Here is a 17018-nt window from a genome sequence, read left to right as displayed (position 1 = left end):
ATGTCCAAATATATGTTTGCCGTATGGTTGTCCATCGTTTCAGCGACTGCTTCAGCCGAAGTGATTGTCGTTCTGGGCGATAGTATTAGCGCTGGGTACGGAATTGAAGCCGGTAAAAACTGGGTTAACTTGATTGAGAAAAAACTCGAGGCGGAAAAGTTCCCGCACCGGGTATTTAACGAAAGTATCAGCGGTGACACCAGCGCCGGAGGACTGGCTAGAATTGACAGCACTTTGGCTCGTCATAAACCCCAATGGCTTTTGCTGGAATTAGGCGCTAACGATGGATTAAGAGGTCTAACACCGCAGCAAATGAAGGCTAACCTAACTGAAATTGTTCTTCGCAGTCAAAAAGCAGGGGCCCAAGTACTCTTATTGGGCATGCGACTGCCTCCCAATTACGGGAAACGTTATATCGATATGTTTTACAACATTTATCCCGCTTTGGCCAAAGAGTTTAACCTTAGCTTTGTGCCCTTCATTCTTGAAGATGTGGCTTTAGACAAAGCCTTAATGCAGCCTGACAGACTTCACCCGAATACCGCTGCCCAGCCAATTATCGCCGAAAAAATATGGGGTTATCTAAAACCCTTATTAAAATAAAACCGGCCCTGCCTTTTAACTTTCATACGTTTTGTAACCGCAAAACGATTTTGAACCTATATGGAGAGAGCTGCCATGACCAGCCTGACATTGGAAAAAGCCAATACTATTATTAACGTAGCGCTCGCAACAGCCAGAACATTAAATTTAGCACCGCTCACCGTCGTAGTTCTGGATGATGCAGGACATTTAAAAGCAATGCAGCGGGAAGATGGATCAACAATGATCCGGCAGCAAGTCGCTACAGCAAAGGCATGGGGTTCGGTCAGCATGGGCATGTCATCCCGAAGCCTTGCGGATGTTGCGGAGCAGCGCCCCAACTTTATGAATGCTCTTGTCAATATTGCCGACGGCAAAGTCATGCCGGTTCCAGGCGGAATCCTCATTCGTGATCATAATAACAGAATCATCGGGGCAGTAGGCATTAGTGGAGATGTTTCCGATGAAGACGAGCGTTGCGCAATTGCCGGCGTTAAAGCGGCTGGATTCTGAGAATCATTCCTGAATACCAGTAATCACCGACGGCAACTCATCTGCCGAGGGTGATTAATTGCCAAACGCTCTATTAAGTTTACTTTGCAGGAGCTGGCTCCGGGGCAATACTTTTAGCTGGCGCCGATGGAACATCTGTTGGTGTAGGAACTGCGTCGGTTGAAGATACCGGAGCAGGTAGCTTGGTCGCCTGTTCCATTCTTGTAATCCGCATACCTTCGCCGAACAGCGTACCCACGACCATAACCATAATTAATGTTATAGAAGAAACCAGGAACCGCGTCGGTTTCTCCAAAAAAAACATGGGCCATTTCGGCTTGATCATCCCGGTAATAAAAAATATAACCGTCAAAATGCCAAGATTGGCAGCTGCAATCAATTGTGGATTCAAGTTTTATACCCTCCTTTCTGATAAATAACGAATTATCGATAGTATCAAGTTTTTTTGCAAAGGCTATGGTGATTCCATCGAAAAAGTCAGATATTTTTTTCAAGCGGAAGCTTTTGACTAACATTCCAAAATAGCAGCATAACCCATTGTTTGAATCACAAGCATGACCACTTTAAATAAACTCAATAAATTTTGAATTGTTAGGTTTCGAGATACAATGTGTTTCCGTAAAAGTAACAATTTGTTTTCAACTAGAGGTTATCCATGAAAAGTTATATTTCGTCTCGTTTCTTAGCCGGCATTTTAATTGCTGGTTTGACATCTTTTTTTATGAGTCCTGTTGCGATGGCTGGTGACACTGAGCATGAAACACAATGTTTTAATGAAATTCAGGGAAAAATTCCATGGAATGAAGATAAAAACATGAATTGGGAGCCGGAAAATGTGAAACAACTCTGCAAGGGCACTTCCAAACCCACCCAACCGGGTGAATGCTTTCTTGCTGTTAATTCCGGTGAAGTCAAGTGGGGTAAGGGAAGCAAGGCCGGTGAGTGGGAATGGAAAAACGTTATCAATTTATGCTCAGGAACCGATGATGCCAAGAAAACAGTTAATTGTTTCAATGGTGCCATTAGTAAAGGCCAAGATTGGCGAGATGCAATTTTGTTTTGTCAGCGAGGTCATGATAACAAGGTTGAATAATTGATATAAAACCGAATATAGCCCGACTTTTTAGTCGGGCTATATTCGCGTTGAAATGAGATAATCATCGAGCCAAAAAAGCGTTTAACCTGGAAAACTTAATACTTAAAAGTTTCCAAATGCAAAGTTGCATTTTGATAATCATTAATTATTAAAACGATAAACCGTCGATGGTAGGATTTGTTCACACGTTGATACATATTGAGATTAATTGAGCAACCTATAAGCTGATATTTGCCTTAAAAGGTAGGGGGATCTCAAACCCTCCCACCCACTAAATTAAAAAATTATTAAACGAGCCGGCAAAAACATCTAGGCTAAGGTTTCGATGAAATTATAGAAAGCTGAGCTATTTAGAACACAATCACCCTTAATTACTAAATTCAGTTATTCAAAACCCTAGGAAGCGAGATGCGCACCAAATTACCTTTTGATACCACTAAGCCTATTGTAGGCGAGGCAAGCATAGAAATTGATAAACCGATAGATGAGGTTTTCGGCTTCATTGGTGAGCATTTTTTTGACAATTATCCAAAATGGGCGGTTGAATTGGTTGACTTTGAACCCTTAGATGGTAAACAGGTTTTTAAAGGTGCAAGAGCCAAACAGGTGCGGAATGAGAACGGTGAAAGAGTCGAATCCATATTCGAGATTTTAGATTTTACGCCTGTCTTCAAACTTATTTTCAAAGGATTAAATGCTCCTTACAAACATAATTATCTATTGACAAACAATACCGAAAATAAGCTTACGCGTTTACATTTTCGTTTTGAATTGTTGGAACTGGAGTTTTTTATGCGGCCATTTCAAAAATTGATACGCATAGCCATTGAAGATGGCGCTGAAAACACCGTTGAAAATATAAAAAATCTGCTAATAAACCAATCCCATTGATTTAATAAAATAATTATAAAATCGGAGCTTTAGTTATGCCCTTCATTGTTGAAAAAGATAATGGTTTAATTCCACAAGTACTTTCTGCCATTCTAGATGAGTGTGTGAACGGCGTCACATTGGCCGATCCGGATTTAGAAGATGCGCCCATTGTGTATGCGAACAAAGCCTTTGAGCGTCTAACAGGCTACACACAAGAAGATATCATTGGTCATAACTGCCGGTTTCTGCAAGGTGAAGATAGAGATCAGGAGGCACGTTTTCAAATTGCCGAAGCGATGAATAAGCATGAAGCAATTGAAGTAACATTGAGAAATTATAAAAAAGACGGCACGCTGTTTCATAACCGGTTAAAGATCACTCCTCTATTCGATAAAAAAAATCGGGTTATCTATTACTTGGGGGTGCAATACGATATAACCGAGCAAGTCAATGCCACGAATGAGATTAAAGAACTGAATGATTTGATAAACGCAATGCCGGGTAAATAAGGTGCCCAGCAATGACCTCAACAAGATATTGAGAAGGTGTTAGTTCATGAATGATGGTACCAGTGCCGCTGCTGATTCCGGTATGCTGATTAATCAAACTTTGTTTGGTCTCGCAATGCTCGCTTTTCTTGTGTTATTAATCGTTGAGAAACGCAAGCCCTTCCGCAACTTCCCGATGAAGGTAAACAAAGAGTCTTTCGTTACCAATACAACAGCATTTTTAGTCAATAACCTCATTTTGACGGTAATAAAAGCTTCTTCATTGTTTCTTGTCGCCCAGCAATTTGCATCGCACGGACTTTTAAGCGATCTGGATAAAGGCCCCTTGAAATGGCTGCTGGCCTTTGCCTTTTATGATTTGGCCATTTATGTGTGGCATTGGCTAAGCCATAAAAACGAATTTTTATGGCGCTTTCATAAAATCCATCATTCGGATAAAAGTTTTAATGTCTCCACTGGATTCCGCTTTCACGTTTTCGATTTATTACTCGAAATTGGTTACAAATGTCTATTTGTCATCCTGTTTGGGGTCGATGCATTCCTGATTTTGTCCATTGAAATCTTTGAAATGTTTTTTATCTTCTTTCACCACGCCAATATTGCTGTACCGAACGAAGAAAAACTCTCGCAAGTCATTATCACCCCTTCGTTACACAGAACTCATCATTCAACGCTCAGGTCTGAACACGACAGTAACTACGGCATCGTTTTTTCAATTTGGGATAGAATTTTTGGAACCCGCAACGAACTGGTTCCTGCCAATATCGGCCTGGATATCATCGAAGCTGAAAATTTCATCCAGCTGTTTTCACTGGCATTCATTACTGAAAGAAAAATTTTAAAATTGCTGGGCTGGATTCCTAAAGGAAAAAAATAATTAACGGCCAAGCTTAATCCTCAAAAGAACCCGCTAGATTCTTCTAAAGCCCTCTTTCATCTCGAGATCCACTCAAGGATAAGGCCTTTGGGATTCAGGCGACCGATCTGGCCGGTCTCCCGTTGGCGTTGCTCAGCAAGAACGACTTGCAATGCATTACTTCTGTTCTTATTGGGTTAATTGCTCGAACCGAATTCCAGGTACAAACTAATGATAATAAAAACTAAAAAAACGATTCCTGCCTCCGAAATTACCGATCCCTATGTTTTTAAGGAAAGACGCAAAATAATAAAAGCCTTGTTGGCGTTAACGGCGATGGGGTCAGGTATCGTGCCGGTTTTGGCCGACAACAAACCCCGCTGGACCAACTTACCGGAAAGCAGCTTTTCGGCGGATCTGATGACAACACCCTCAGAAATAATTGAAAACTATACTAATTATTATGAGTTTTCTTATAACAAGCATGATTCAACAAAGTTAGCGCAACAATTGGCCACCGACCCTTGGTCGGTAGAAATAAGCGGTGAAGTGGAAAAATCCGGCACTTATTTTCTGGAAGATATTCTAAGGCAGCAGACATTACAGGAACATATCTACCGGTTTCGCTGTGTAGAAGCCTGGTCAATGGTCATTCCCTGGGTTGGCTTTGCTTTGGGAGATTTATTGAGAAAGGCCCAGCCTTTATCGACTGCAAAATTTGTAAAATTTACGTCGGTTTACCGGCCGGAAGTGATGCCCAGACAAAAGCAGAATAACATGCTGGAATGGCCTTATTCTGAAGGTTTGCGCATCGATGAAGCGATGCACCCGCTTACGCTGCTGGCGGTTGGCATGTATGGCGATACGATGCCAAAACAAAATGGCGCACCCTTACGTTTGGTGGTGCCCTGGAAATACGGTTTTAAAAGTATAAAAGCCATTGTCAAAATCGAACTGCTAAAAAAAGCGCCCACTACCAGCTGGAATAAATTTGCGCCTGGGGAATACGGGTTTTATGCCAATGTCAATCCAAACGTTCCACACCCACGCTGGAGTCAGAATAGTGAGCGGTTACTCGGTAGCGGCTTCTTTACCCCCCGCCGTGAAACCGAATTGTTTAACGGTTATGGCGAGCAAGTCGCGGGACTTTATAAAGACATGAATTTGCGGCATTTTTTCTGAAGATGGTGAAATTCAACAAATTAAAGTTAGGTATCTTTATTGCCTGCTGGCTACCTTTGCTCTGGTTACTGCTGGATATCATTTTGGATAATCTGGGGGGCAATGCCGTTCAGGCAGTACACATCAGGCTTGGTGATTGGTCTCTGCGTTTTCTGTGTATGGTTTTGGCTATAACGCCCATCCAAACCATGACAAACTGGCGAGGCATGGCCGAGTACCGGCGAATGTTCGGCTTGTTTACCTTTTTTTACGCAACCCTGCATCTGCTGGCCTATTTAGTCCTGGATCATTTCCTGGTGTGGCCCATTATTGCGACCGATATTCTCGAAAGTTCCTACATCTGGTTTGGCATTGCCGCGTATCTGATCGTTTTGGCGTTAGCGGTTACTACGCCAAAATGGGTCATCAAACTGATGGGGAAAGACTGGAAAAAACTCCACCGATTTATCTATTTAGCAGCTGGTGCGGCGATTATGCATTATTTCTGGCAGCTCAAAGGCAATCTCGCTGAGCCGCTGTTCTATTTATTGGTCATAATCCTGCTGCTTGGCTTTCGTGTGCTTGTCTCATTTAAAAACCGTGTAGTTAGCCGCTTGATGCTCCCTAAGGGCCGAAGATAAATTCTGTTGAGCTCCTGGCTCGACAGTTCCTCTTAAACTTCAAATCAATTCTGTGGCCGTTTCAAAAATCCCACCAACAACTGAATCCGCGGCACCTCAATATTTAAAGTTAACGGAAAAATGAGGGATTCCCAGTCAAGCCAGCAATTCGCAGCTTGATGACAAAAAAGGGGGTCTAAGCTTTGCTGGGTGTCGACTGGAATGATGCCGTAAGCCCCGAAGGATGGGGTTACGGCGTTCCTCGCAAGGCTTTCACTAACCATGAAGGCTACACGGGAAATAACATTTTAAGTGACTATTCAGGACAAAAGACGAAATTAAGGCCTAATCAAGCTGAAGATCGTATTTACCTCAAAGGGTATTTGATCTTTGAGGTAAACCGCTTTTTGACAGCAACACTATCTGACTTTATCCATCATTCCTTTTACTGCCTGCAACAAATCAGCAGGCAGCACGATCGTTTTAGCATTATCCGATTGAGACAGCAGACGCATAGCTTCAATGTATTTTTCACCCAATAAAAAGGTGACCGGCAATTCGTTGTCTTTAACGGCTGCAGTCACGCTTTCAATTGACCGGGCACTGGCTTCGGCCAAAACAACTTTGGCTTTTGCATCTCGCAACGAAGCCTCAAGACGACCCTCAGCTTCCAGAATGGCGGCCTGTTTCGCACCTTCAGCTCGTGTTACGGCAGCCCGGCGCTGCCGTTCGGCGGCACTTTGCTCTTCCATTGATGCTTGCATGGTTTTTGAGGGATTGATGTCCTGAATTTCGACGGTTTTGAGCGTGATACCCCAGTCGGAAATGTCATCGGAAATTCCGGCTTTCAACTTTTCTTTGATCATATCCCGGGAAGACAACGCGGAATCGAGTGCCATTTCTCCGATAATAGCCCGCAATGCGGTTTGTATCAGCTTTTGTATGGCCAATTCATAATCTTCAACACCGTAGACCGCTTTTTCCGGCGAAACGATATTGATATAGGCAATCGCGTTAGCCACAATGACTGCATTATCCTGCGTGATCACTTCCTGAGCGGGAATATCCATCACGATATCTTTGGTGGTTATCCTGTGCGTTACCGAATCGATATAGGGCACAATAAAATTCAATCCCGGAGTCAATGTGCAGTAGTATTTTCCCAGACGCTGCACAATATGCTTGTATCCCTGGGGAACGACACGAACACCCTTGAAAACAGTGATAACGACCAAGCCGACAAATGCTGCAGCAATATATAAACCTTCCATTTGATGCTCCTCAATTAAACAGTGTTTGAATTGGATTTGGATGTACTGACAATCAGCGTATTACCTGAAATCTCGTGGACAACCACCCGGCTACCGGGCTCCACAGCGTCTTCGCAAATGAATTGCCACTCGTCATTCCCAAGAATAGGGATAGTAAACCGCAAGGTTCCGCGGCCCGCATGAGCGCCGTTACACTCGATAACCAGACCGGTCTGACCAATCATTGATTCTTTGGCCATGCCCGACAATGATTTTGTTTTAAACGTAGGCGAAATCCATTTAAACCAGACCCAAACATTGATCAAAGCCAGGATGACCCACAGCAGCAACTGACCCGATAAGGGTATGGGCACGAAGAACAAGAGTCCACCCACCACGACCGCACTGAGCCCGAACCACAGCAGTATAAAGCTGGGCAACAGAATTTCACCGCAAGCAAGAACCAGTCCCAGCACAATCCAATGCCAGTAAGCAATGTGAGCATTTAACCATTCAAACATTTATCTGCCTTTGCGATAAGGTTAAGTAACGACTTGAATTATAGACTAAAAATTAAACCGGCTTTTTGCCTTTGCACTATAGCCCTTTTTAATCCGTAATTCGGAAATAGCCTCTTTCAGCAAGCTAAGATCCTCTTTGGTAGGCGCTTTTCCGTAGCGATAACGGATAAACAAACCGGTAATCCTGTCCACAGGGCCCGCGAGTTCAGGAAAAACCAGATTGATCCGCCCGGCAAAATCCTGAGGTCCCTCTCCGGCTCTGATTACCAAGCCTCTTGCTGTCATTTTTTTGCAGAAACGGGCATACAATTGCAGCGCTTTATCCTTGGGCTTTTGCCTTTGCCGCAACAAATACCCACTCAATAGCGCTGTAAAAACCGCTATCCCGGCAATCAGCCAGTAAATCATTTTGTTCAGACCGGCAATGCCTAAAGAAGCCAAAAACGTCAATTGATTAGCCGAATGATAGTTGATGACCCAGCGCTGCCAGGAATAATCGAGACTACGCCAAAGTTCACGCGTTGTTTTTAACCACTCAAAGGATCCCTGCAAATTGCGGCGCGGCACCAATTGAGCCAGTTCATCGCCAAACTGCTGCTGAAAATAGCTGGTTTGATCGATTCGTTCCGGGGCAACGGCTGCAGTAGGATCATATCTCACCCAACCTCGGTCTTTAATCCAGACTTCAGCCCAGGCATGCGCATCGGCCTGCCTGATTTCCAAAAATCCTCCGACTTCATTTAACGTGCCGCCTTGATAACCGGTCACCACGCGCGCAGGAACTTTAGCCGCCCGCATCAGATAAACAAAGGCAGCCGCATAATGGCTGCAAAAACCGGTGCGGGTTTCGAAAAGGAAGGTCTCGATCGGATTAGTTTCCATCAATGGAGGTCTCAATGTATAGCTGAAGCCCTCTTCTCTAAAATGCCGCATGATGTTGCCGACCAACTGTTCGGTTAACTGCGTGCCGCTTTGTAAAGCTGTAATCAAGTGTCTGATTTTGGGTGATACTGCCCCCGGAAGTTGGGTATTTCTGACCCGCTCATCTTCCTGCAATAATCCCGTATTGTATTGAAGCAAAGACGTCAGCTGATATTCATTGCGTTTATCGGGCTCTTTGCGCGTCAGCATTTGATAATCTGAATTTTGAAAAAGCTCGCCCGGAAACCCGGCGGGCATGTCTAATGCGTAGACCCAGGGCATGTCTTGCGGCTCCATTAACAGCGTGTAGCGGTAGGCATCACCGTTAAACTCAGGAACTGACGGCTTCATTCCCGTTCCCTGATGACGTCCTTGCATCCAGCGTTTACCGTCCGTATAAGAAAAAACCGGCCCCCGCCAGTAAAGCGAGGCAACCGGTGGAATATTGCCTGTAAATTTGACTCGGAAAGCCAGTTCGTCAGAAAGCCCCAAATCACTGATAGAGCCCGGCTCCATACTGTCTTTCAAACCGGTCATGGCTCTATTCGGATCTTCGAACAACAACCACCGGGGCGCTTCTACCCTGGGGAAAAAGACAAAAATGATCAGCGTCAACGGCAAGACTTGCATCAAAATCGCCATCGCCTTTTTAAGCGAAGCCTTAATATTGGCTTGACGGCCGTTAATCATGATCATTGCGGCCAACAACACGCTGCAGACAAAAACGATATAAACCGCCATGAACATGCTTTGTTCGTAAAGAAACTGCGAAGCGGCAACAATGAACGCAAGATAAGCTATTAAATAGATATCACGCTGTTGTTTAATTTCCATCAGTTTTAACGACAGCGCGGTCATGAAAAGACTCGTACCGGGGTCACGTCCAAACCATCCTAAATGCTGCTGATAAAGCAGGGCAAGACCAGTGAAGGTAAGTCCATACAGTAGAATTTTTCCGGGTAACCAGCGTGGATACCAAATCCCCATAAAACGCCAGATCAGCATGACAAAGAAAAAAATCACCAAAGGACCGGGCAGATGGCTGCTGTGCGGCAAAGCAATCAAACCGATGGCAGTCAGCAAGAAGACAAAGAGGGTACGGTTAGTTAGAACATCCATAGTCGGCTCATTTTAAAAGAGCGCAAGCGCTTCCAGACAATTTAACTGATGGGTTTTGCCATGATCGGGAGAAAGGCGAATTCCAGGAATGATCAAACCATAGATCAATCCCTGCTGTTCAGCATCCAGAACCCACCGGCAAAGTTGACTGAGCCTTTCTTCCACTGAACCTGACGTTTCGTCGTAATCCAGCCATAACTCAGAACCTTGTGTGCCGCTGTATTGCTTGACCAATAAACCTTGTTGTTTGGCAAACGCCTTCCAGTGAATACTTTTTATCGAGGCCCCAGGATAGTAGGTCTGAACGCCTGCAAAGTCATCAACACCTCGCTTGGTGATACCAGACACCGCCGCTCCGCTCAGTGTTTGAGGTAAAGGCAGTGGATATTGCCAGGGCTTGGGATAGACCAGCGTTTTCAAATTAAATCTCAGCGGCGACCAGGCTCTGAATAAGCCCAGCGGGTAATAACTGAAACAGGTAATCGTGTTCGCATGGTGCCAGCCTCGACGCGATGTCCTCGATTGAAGTCTTGCCTGACAGTTGCTGAAGGCCGCTATATCAAAGCTTAGGGTGTTTTCCAGCGAAAGTTGCACCTGCGTTCTGGCGGTTGCAGTTTGATTGTAAATCAGCACTTCAAAGACGGCGTCTTCTCCCGCAAATACCGGTGCGCTCTGTCCTTGTTGTAATACCAGCCCGGACAGCGATTGATAGCTATGCAGGATAGTGACAAAAAAAATGCTGGCCAACAAAAAGGTCAGCAAATAAGCCAGATTATTGTTGTAAACAAATGAGATCAACAACAACAGAAAAATTAGAATGACAAAACCGAATCCGGGTGCTGACGGCAAAATAAAGATTCGCCGTTGATTGAGTTCAATCGGCCCATCAACCGGTTTCTCGCCACGAAAAAACCGGCTTAATCGAAAACGGTCTTTTAAACTGAGCGCATTCAAAACACAGGGACATTTTCAAGAATGGGCGCAACGATTGCCTGTGAATCGTGACTGCCGGGTTTAAGTCTATGACCGGCCACAGACGGCAGGACAGCTTGCACATCTTCTGGCAGAACGGCGTCACGGTTGGCCATATACGCCCAGGCTTTGGCGGCATGAAGCAAGGCAATTCCGGCTCTGGGCGAGAGACCGGCGGCATAATCCGAACTGATGCGCGTGTAAGCGATGATGCCTTGCAGATAATCCAGCAAGGCATCGGACACATGCACATCAATGACCTTTTGCTGAATGACGAAAAGCTGCTCAGCGGACATGTGAGCCGTCAGTTTTTCAATCAGACTTCGCCGTGAACTCCCCTTGAGTAATTCACGTTCGGCTTGATGATCCGGATAACCCAGTTCTATCCGCATCAAAAAACGGTCCAGTTGAGATTCTGGTAACGGAAACGTGCCTAATTGATGGGAAGGATTTTGCGTTGCAATGACAAAAAACGGCGTGGGTAGCGGGTAAGTCTTGCCTTCGACGGTCACTTGTTGTTCTTCCATCGCTTCTAACAACGCGCTTTGCGATTTGGGCGTTGAGCGGTTGATTTCATCGGCCAGCACCATCTGGTTAAAAATGGGTCCCGGATGAAACTTGAAGGTGTGATTATCAACATCAAAAATAGACGCCCCGATAATATCGGAAGGCAGCAAATCACTGGTAAATTGAATGCGTTGATAATTCATACCCATCAAAATTGCCAGCGTATGTGCCAAAGTGGTTTTACCTACTCCCGGAATATCTTCGATCAGTAAATGCCCTTTGCAAAATAAACAACAAACAGCCAAACGAACTTGCAGGGACTTGCCGAGGATGATGTGATCGGCACGGGATAATAATTGATTAATTAGCGTATGCATAAATTCAAGGGTCCAAGTTACGGTTCTATTCTGCAAAACAGGTCACAGCGCCCCCGCTCAGATAGGATTTAATTTTAGTTATTGACTATAGCAGGATGAAGAAAAACCGTTTTTTTCAGGCTCCTGTTTGTCCTTTTTCTGCCGGATTAATTTTAAAATCGAAACTCACTTACTCGTTAAGCCTGTGGTATCCTCTTCAGCCAGGAACTAAATTCGATTGCCATTATAGGCAGCTAGAAAAATGGATTTAAATGACAAGTGTTAAAAGGTGCCCCAGTGACAGAATCCGACGATATTCGCTCAACATTAATCGATATGCTGGAAGAACTTGATGATCGTTTGGCAAGAATTACCGATGACGTTAAACATACACAAGAACCTTTAGCCAAAGATTCAGAAGAACAAGCGATACAAGTTGAAAATGATGAAGTGTTAGATTATCTCGGCAATTCAACCCGTGCTGAAATTGATCAAGTCAAACGCGCAATAGCAAAGCTTGAACATGGACACTATGGAAATTGCGAGGTATGTGGAGAACCTATCTCTAAAGCGCGTCTGGAAATACTGCCGTTTGCTCGTTTATGCGTCCGTTGTGCTGAAAAAGCCGAAGAATAAAACCGTGTAATTAAGCTTGCGACGAATGAGAGAAGCCTTTACCGATAACCTCGCTTGCTATGGGTAAAGGCTCCTGATTTTTATATTTGGCTTTGCGGCAATACTTGGTTTTATCCCGAAAGACATGGGCTTTATTAAACGTTCGCGCATGTTTGGCGACTAAGTTCAAAACCACCTCTTTGCCGGTTTGCGGGGTTTTCTTGCATTTTTTCATCGGGGATACTCCTGATAGATAAAGGATTTCTTGGATAACCAGTCGTTACAAATTAAAATAACATTTTATCTGACCGTAAGACGCTTGTGAAATTCAATAAAAAATTCGATGTAGTTGTGGTAGGTGGCGGACATGCCGGAACAGAAGCCGCTCTGGCTGCTGCGCGTACCGGTGCCCAAACCTTATTGCTGACTCAAAATCTCGAAACTTTGGGACAAATGAGTTGTAATCCTGCCATAGGCGGTATAGGCAAAGGACATTTGGTCAAGGAAATCGACGCGTTAGGCGGCATCATGGCCCGCGCTATCGACGAGTCGGGCATTCAATTCCGTATCCTCAATGCCAGCAAGGGACCCGCGGTCAGAGCCACACGCGCCCAGGCAGACCGAAACCTTTACCGACTTGCCATACGAAAGGCACTGGAGAATCAACCCAATCTGGCGTTGTTTCAGCAAACCGTTTCCGACTTGATTGTCGAAGATAACCGCGTGGTTGGCGTGATCACCCAAATGGGGCTCAGTTTTCATGCGGGTGCTGTCGTATTGACCGCCGGTACGTTTTTAGGTGGAAAAATTCATATCGGCTTACAAAACTATGCCGGCGGCCGTGCCGGCGATGCTGCGTCCATTGCGCTGTCAGAGCGCCTTCGGGAATTGCCGTTTCGTGTTGATCGCCTAAAAACAGGCACACCTCCGCGCATCGACGGACTGACCATCGATTACAGCAAACTCGAAAAGCAACACGGCGACGATCCTGTCCCGGTATTTTCTTTCCTGGGCAGACGCGACCAACACCCAGCCCAGATTCCCTGCTATATCACCCGGACGAATAACCAGACTCACGACATTATCCGCTCGGGTCTGGATCGTTCGCCGATGTACAGCGGCATTATTGAAGGCATTGGTCCCCGTTACTGTCCGTCGATAGAAGACAAAGTCGTGCGTTTTGCCGATCGAGATTCACATCAGATTTTCGTTGAACCGGAAGGACTTAATACCAACGAAGTCTATCCGAATGGCATCTCGACAAGTCTGCCTTTTGACGTTCAATATGCGCTGGTTCGCTCCATGATCGGTTTTGAAAATGCCGAAATCATTCGTCCGGGTTATGCCATTGAATATGACTTTTTTGATCCAAGAGACCTGAAAAGCTCTCTCGAAACCAAACATCTGGATGGTTTGTTTTTTGCCGGCCAAATCAATGGCACCACGGGCTATGAAGAAGCCGCAGCTCAAGGCTTGATCGCAGGCTTGAACGCGGCACGCTTAACCAAAGACCTTGAAGCCTGGTGTCCCGGACGCGATGAAGCTTACATGGGCGTCATGATCGATGACCTGATTACACGCGGCACGCAAGAGCCGTACCGGATGTTTACCAGCCGCGCCGAATACCGCCTGTTACTAAGAGAAGACAATGCCGACCTCAGGTTGACTGAGAAAGGCCGCGAATTAGGCTTGGTAGACGATGGCCGCTGGATGGCATTCGAAATCAAACGACAAGCTATTGATACCCTGCAGGCTGATCTGTCCAAAAAATGGATCAGACCGGACACGGAAGCAGGCCGGCAAGCGGAAGCTTTCTGGAATAAGCCGCTACTGCGCGAAGCCAATCTGATGGACTTGCTGCGACGGCCTGAAGTTGAAATCCAGCAATTACTAAGCTTCCTGGAACTGGGCGACATTGACGAGCAAGTCTCGGAACAGGTTGCGATAAAAGCCAAATATGCCGGGTATATCGACAGGCAGCAAACAGAAATCAACCGGGCCCGGCGTTACGATCATTTGCAGCTACCCAAAAGCCTGGATTACAAAGGCGTCTCCGGACTGTCCAACGAAGTCAGCGAAAAACTGATCAGGCAGCAACCGGAAACGCTAGGCCAGGCTTCGCGCATTCCCGGCATCACCCCGGCAGCGATTTCGTTGTTATTAGTCCATCTTAAAAAGAAAAGCGCCTGATGGAGCCTTGTCGGAAAAACCTTGTTTCAGGCCTCGATCAACTGGGCTTGTCAATCAGCGAACAGCAAATCGATCTGTTATTAGCATTTATTCAACTGATAGAAAAATGGAATAAGGCCTATAATCTGACCTCCATCAGAAACAAGGATGAAATGGTTACCCTGCATTTGCTCGATAGCCTGTCCGTCCTTCCTTATGTCAAAGGCTCGCGCATCATCGATTGCGGGACAGGAGCGGGCTTACCGGGACTGCCCTTGGCCATTTGCTTGCCTGAATACCATTTTACGTTATTGGATAGTAACGCCAAGAAAACCCGTTTCGTGCAACAGGCGATACTGGAACTCAAGCTAAAAAATGTCTCTATCCACCAGAGCCGGGTCGAAGACTATCAGCCTGAAGAAAGGTTTGATTGTGTCATTACTCGCGCGTTTACACACTTATCCGAAATGATTTCATTGACTGCTCATTTATTGGCTGATGATGGGGTCTTGCTGGCCATGAAAGGCCAGCATCCTGAACAGGAACTGGCCGCCGTCAAAGCCAAGACAAAGGTAATACCGCTGGTAGTACCGGGGCTTGCGGCCGAGCGATGCCTGGTTCAAATTGAAACGGCCACACATGCAGAGGTCCTCTAGTGGGAAAAATAATTGCTATTACAAATCAAAAAGGCGGGGTCGGTAAAACAACCACCAGCGTCAATTTGGCTGCCGCGCTGGCCATGGCACAACGAAAAGTCCTGCTGGTTGATATCGATCCGCAAGGCAATGCCGCTATGGGCTGCGGCGTCGACAAAGAACATGTGGCTTATTCCAGCTGCAATTTGTTATTGGACAAAATACCCGTAAGCGAAACCATCATTGAACAAAAGCAATGCGGTTTTTCAATCATCCCCGGCAATTCCGATCTGACGGCTGCCGAAGTTCAGTTGATGAGCGCAGAAAACCGCGAAAGACGGTTGGCCGTAGCACTGGAACCGATCAAAGATCAGTTTGACTACATTCTGATTGATTGCCCTCCGGCCTTGAACATGCTAACGCTAAATGCCATGGTGGCGGCGCACAGCGTGCTCATTCCCATGCAATGCGAATATTATTCACTGGAAGGCTTATCGGCACTGATGTCGACACTGAGAAACATTCAGACCGTCAACCCCGGATTACACCTGGAAGGCATACTCAGAACAATGTTTGACAATCGCAGTCGCCTGACCAAAGATGTATCGGATCAATTGCTGGAATATTTTAAAGACAAAGTGTTCCGCACCTGTATTCCCAGAAATATTCGGTTGGCGGAAGCGCCAAGCCACGGATTACCGGTCATTATGTATGACAAAGCATCACGCGGCGCCGTCGCTTATATTGCACTGGCAGGCGAACTCATTCGAAAAGAGAAGGAAGAATAAGCGATTATGATTAAAAAACGCGGTCTTGGCCGGGGTTTGGATGCGTTATTGGGTGAAATGCCCGCATCCAATCATACTGCCTCTCAGGAAAAATCAAACGCCATTCAATCGCTACCGATTGAGTGGTTGCGGCGCGGAAAATATCAACCCAGAAAAGACATTGATCCGGAAAAACTGCAGGAACTGGCCGATTCAATCAAATCCCAAGGCGTTATACAGCCGGTAGTTTTGCGCAAAACGGGTGAAAATCAATACGAAATCGTCGCCGGAGAACGCCGCTGGCGCGCCGCACAAATCGCAGGCTTACAGGATATTCCGGTCATTGTCAGAGAGATTGATGACCGTTCAGCAATGGCCATCGCCTTGATTGAAAATATCCAGAGAGAAGATTTAAACCCTCTGGAAGAATCGGAAGCGCTTAAAAGACTGCTGGACGAATTCTCGCTCACTCACCAACAGATAGGCGATGCGGTCGGCAAATCGAGAACCACCATCACCAATTTATTGCGCCTGATGGATTTGCACCCGGAAGTCAAAAAGCTTTTGAGCAGTAAAGCCCTGGAAATGGGCCATGCCCGAGCTTTGCTTGCATTGGATGGCGCAGAACAGGTGGCCGCCGCACATAAAATTGCTCGGCAGGGCTTGAGTGTCAGGGCTGCAGAGCGCCTGGTAAAAGACATTCAAAATGCCACCGAGAAAAAATCCGCTCAAACACCCGATCGCGATATTCTCAACTTACAAGACGACCTGACCGCCAAACTGGGGGCTCAGGTTGCCATCAATCAAAAGAAAAACGGTTCAGGCAAACTGGTCATTTCCTATTCCAGCCTGGATCAACTGGACGGCATCATTGAACAGCTGGGCAGAAAAGAAGAATTATTGATAGGGCAAGAATAGCTGTTTGGCTGGATAAACAGCTAACGAGATCAGCGGAAATACGAATATCTCTTTCCCA

General features: G+C 45.8%; 20 protein-coding genes. 13 read left to right on the top strand and 7 right to left on the bottom strand.

The annotated features are described in order from the left end of the window. Together Q7V32_RS13320 and Q7V32_RS13315 are read left to right on the top strand one after the other, a co-directional pair. Positions 1-603, top strand: a complete 603-nt coding sequence (locus tag Q7V32_RS13320) for an arylesterase (protein ID WP_304897473.1) — start codon at positions 1-3, stop codon at positions 601-603. Between the two features lie 75 nt (positions 604-678). After that, the gene (locus Q7V32_RS13315) at positions 679-1095 is read left to right on the top strand and encodes a heme-binding protein (protein ID WP_304897472.1); all 417 of its coding nucleotides are present in this window, start codon (positions 679-681) and stop codon (positions 1093-1095) included. A gap of 79 nt (positions 1096-1174) precedes the next feature. Here the strand turns inward: Q7V32_RS13315 and Q7V32_RS13310 are convergent, their stop codons facing one another. Then, positions 1175-1486: a hypothetical protein gene (locus Q7V32_RS13310; protein ID WP_304897471.1), complete on the bottom strand. Its 312-nt coding sequence runs from the start codon at positions 1484-1486 to the stop codon at positions 1175-1177. A gap of 264 nt (positions 1487-1750) precedes the next feature. Here Q7V32_RS13310 and Q7V32_RS13305 point away from each other — a divergent pair, with 264 nt between their 5' ends. The 6 genes from Q7V32_RS13305 (at position 1751) to Q7V32_RS13280 (ending at position 6231) form a co-directional block, all read left to right on the top strand. Beyond that, positions 1751-2188, top strand: coding sequence for a hypothetical protein (locus Q7V32_RS13305; RefSeq protein WP_304897470.1), 438 nt, complete (start codon positions 1751-1753; stop codon positions 2186-2188). Positions 2189-2599: 411 nt separating this feature from the next. Then, entirely contained in the window at positions 2600-3082 is a 483-nt protein-coding gene (locus Q7V32_RS13300) for an SRPBCC family protein (protein ID WP_304897469.1), read from the top strand. A gap of 35 nt (positions 3083-3117) precedes the next feature. Beyond that, positions 3118-3573, top strand: a complete 456-nt coding sequence (locus Q7V32_RS13295; RefSeq protein ID WP_304897468.1) for a PAS domain-containing protein — start codon at positions 3118-3120, stop codon at positions 3571-3573. A 46-nt stretch (positions 3574-3619) separates the two neighbouring features. Next, a complete protein-coding gene (locus Q7V32_RS13290; protein ID WP_304897467.1) occupies positions 3620-4450 on the top strand; it encodes a sterol desaturase family protein in 831 nt (276 codons plus the stop codon). Positions 4451-4660: 210 nt separating this feature from the next. Further along, the gene (gene msrP, locus Q7V32_RS13285; protein ID WP_304897466.1) at positions 4661-5611 is read left to right on the top strand and encodes a protein-methionine-sulfoxide reductase catalytic subunit MsrP; all 951 of its coding nucleotides are present in this window, start codon (positions 4661-4663) and stop codon (positions 5609-5611) included. Positions 5612-5613: 2 nt separating this feature from the next. Then, positions 5614-6231 (top strand): sulfite oxidase heme-binding subunit YedZ, encoded by a 618-nt coding sequence (locus tag Q7V32_RS13280; protein ID WP_370691464.1) that lies wholly within the window; start codon positions 5614-5616, stop codon positions 6229-6231. 398 nt (positions 6232-6629) lie between these two features. Here the strand turns inward: Q7V32_RS13280 and Q7V32_RS13275 are convergent, their stop codons facing one another. Genes Q7V32_RS13275 through Q7V32_RS13255 form a run of 5 tightly spaced genes read right to left on the bottom strand, consistent with a single transcriptional unit; the run spans position 6630 to position 11877 of the window. Beyond that, complete coding sequence (locus tag Q7V32_RS13275; protein ID WP_304897464.1) at positions 6630-7481, bottom strand: SPFH domain-containing protein; 852 nt, start codon at positions 7479-7481, stop codon at positions 6630-6632. 14 nt (positions 7482-7495) lie between these two features. Then, the gene (locus tag Q7V32_RS13270) at positions 7496-7981 is read right to left on the bottom strand and encodes an NfeD family protein (protein WP_304897463.1); all 486 of its coding nucleotides are present in this window, start codon (positions 7979-7981) and stop codon (positions 7496-7498) included. 45 nt (positions 7982-8026) lie between these two features. Next, positions 8027-10021 carry a DUF3488 and transglutaminase-like domain-containing protein gene (locus Q7V32_RS13265; RefSeq protein ID WP_304897462.1) on the bottom strand — a complete coding sequence of 665 codons (1995 nt, stop codon included), beginning with the start codon at positions 10019-10021 and terminating at the stop codon, positions 8027-8029. Positions 10022-10033: 12 nt separating this feature from the next. Beyond that, complete coding sequence (locus tag Q7V32_RS13260; RefSeq protein WP_304897461.1) at positions 10034-10975, bottom strand: DUF58 domain-containing protein; 942 nt, start codon at positions 10973-10975, stop codon at positions 10034-10036. Further along, the gene (locus Q7V32_RS13255; protein WP_304897460.1) at positions 10972-11877 is read right to left on the bottom strand and encodes a MoxR family ATPase; all 906 of its coding nucleotides are present in this window, start codon (positions 11875-11877) and stop codon (positions 10972-10974) included. Before Q7V32_RS13255 ends, Q7V32_RS13260 begins: the two co-directional genes overlap by 4 nt. A 276-nt stretch (positions 11878-12153) precedes the next feature. On the opposite strand from Q7V32_RS13255, the gene Q7V32_RS13250 reads away from it, so the two are divergent. After that, positions 12154-12492 (top strand): TraR/DksA family transcriptional regulator, encoded by a 339-nt coding sequence (locus Q7V32_RS13250; protein WP_304897459.1) that lies wholly within the window; start codon positions 12154-12156, stop codon positions 12490-12492. 10 nt (positions 12493-12502) lie between these two features. Here Q7V32_RS13250 and Q7V32_RS13245 read toward each other — a convergent pair whose 3' ends face one another. After that, the gene (locus Q7V32_RS13245; RefSeq protein ID WP_304897458.1) at positions 12503-12706 is read right to left on the bottom strand and encodes a hypothetical protein; all 204 of its coding nucleotides are present in this window, start codon (positions 12704-12706) and stop codon (positions 12503-12505) included. A gap of 86 nt (positions 12707-12792) precedes the next feature. Between Q7V32_RS13245 and mnmG the strand changes: the two genes are divergently transcribed. Genes mnmG through Q7V32_RS13225 form a run of 4 tightly spaced genes read left to right on the top strand, consistent with a single transcriptional unit; the run spans position 12793 to position 16960 of the window. Then, positions 12793-14661, top strand: coding sequence for a tRNA uridine-5-carboxymethylaminomethyl(34) synthesis enzyme MnmG (gene mnmG, locus Q7V32_RS13240; protein ID WP_304897457.1), 1869 nt, complete (start codon positions 12793-12795; stop codon positions 14659-14661). Continuing rightward, positions 14661-15296: a 16S rRNA (guanine(527)-N(7))-methyltransferase RsmG gene (rsmG, locus tag Q7V32_RS13235; protein WP_304897456.1), complete on the top strand. Its 636-nt coding sequence runs from the start codon at positions 14661-14663 to the stop codon at positions 15294-15296. The genes mnmG and rsmG overlap by 1 nt, the downstream gene beginning before the upstream one ends. Next, positions 15296-16063, top strand: coding sequence for a ParA family protein (locus tag Q7V32_RS13230; RefSeq protein WP_304897455.1), 768 nt, complete (start codon positions 15296-15298; stop codon positions 16061-16063). The genes rsmG and Q7V32_RS13230 overlap by 1 nt, the downstream gene beginning before the upstream one ends. A 3-nt stretch (positions 16064-16066) precedes the next feature. Further along, positions 16067-16960, top strand: a complete 894-nt coding sequence (locus Q7V32_RS13225; protein WP_304897487.1) for a ParB/RepB/Spo0J family partition protein — start codon at positions 16067-16069, stop codon at positions 16958-16960. Positions 16961-17018: the final 58 nt, after the last annotated feature.

The sequence above is a fragment of the Methylicorpusculum sp. genome (genome assembly GCF_030651835.1).
GTDB lineage: Bacteria > Pseudomonadota > Gammaproteobacteria > Methylococcales > Methylomonadaceae > Methylicorpusculum.
The sequence above is the reverse complement of the archived record's forward strand: the minus strand, read 5'-3'. Positions and strand labels throughout refer to the sequence as shown.

Bases quoted from the DNA above. Each gene is read 5' to 3' on its own strand.
- Q7V32_RS13320 (WP_304897473.1), top strand. From the start codon at position 1: ATGTCCAAATATATGTTTGCCGTATGGTTGTCCATCGTTTCAGCGACT.
- Q7V32_RS13315 (WP_304897472.1), top strand. From the start codon at position 679: ATGACCAGCCTGACATTGGAAAAAGCCAATACTATTATTAACGTAGCG.
- Q7V32_RS13305 (WP_304897470.1), top strand. From the start codon at position 1,751: ATGAAAAGTTATATTTCGTCTCGTTTCTTAGCCGGCATTTTAATTGCT.
- Q7V32_RS13300 (WP_304897469.1), top strand. From the start codon at position 2,600: ATGCGCACCAAATTACCTTTTGATACCACTAAGCCTATTGTAGGCGAG.
- Q7V32_RS13295 (WP_304897468.1), top strand. From the start codon at position 3,118: ATGCCCTTCATTGTTGAAAAAGATAATGGTTTAATTCCACAAGTACTT.
- Q7V32_RS13290 (WP_304897467.1), top strand. From the start codon at position 3,620: ATGAATGATGGTACCAGTGCCGCTGCTGATTCCGGTATGCTGATTAAT.
- msrP (WP_304897466.1), top strand. From the start codon at position 4,661: ATGATAATAAAAACTAAAAAAACGATTCCTGCCTCCGAAATTACCGAT.
- Q7V32_RS13280 (WP_370691464.1), top strand. From the start codon at position 5,614: ATGGTGAAATTCAACAAATTAAAGTTAGGTATCTTTATTGCCTGCTGG.
- Q7V32_RS13275 (WP_304897464.1), bottom strand. From the start codon at position 7,481: ATGGAAGGTTTATATATTGCTGCAGCATTTGTCGGCTTGGTCGTTATC.
- Q7V32_RS13270 (WP_304897463.1), bottom strand. From the start codon at position 7,981: ATGTTTGAATGGTTAAATGCTCACATTGCTTACTGGCATTGGATTGTG.
- Q7V32_RS13265 (WP_304897462.1), bottom strand. From the start codon at position 10,021: ATGGATGTTCTAACTAACCGTACCCTCTTTGTCTTCTTGCTGACTGCC.
- Q7V32_RS13255 (WP_304897460.1), bottom strand. From the start codon at position 11,877: ATGCATACGCTAATTAATCAATTATTATCCCGTGCCGATCACATCATC.
- Q7V32_RS13245 (WP_304897458.1), bottom strand. From the start codon at position 12,706: ATGAAAAAATGCAAGAAAACCCCGCAAACCGGCAAAGAGGTGGTTTTG.
- rsmG (WP_304897456.1), top strand. From the start codon at position 14,661: ATGGAGCCTTGTCGGAAAAACCTTGTTTCAGGCCTCGATCAACTGGGC.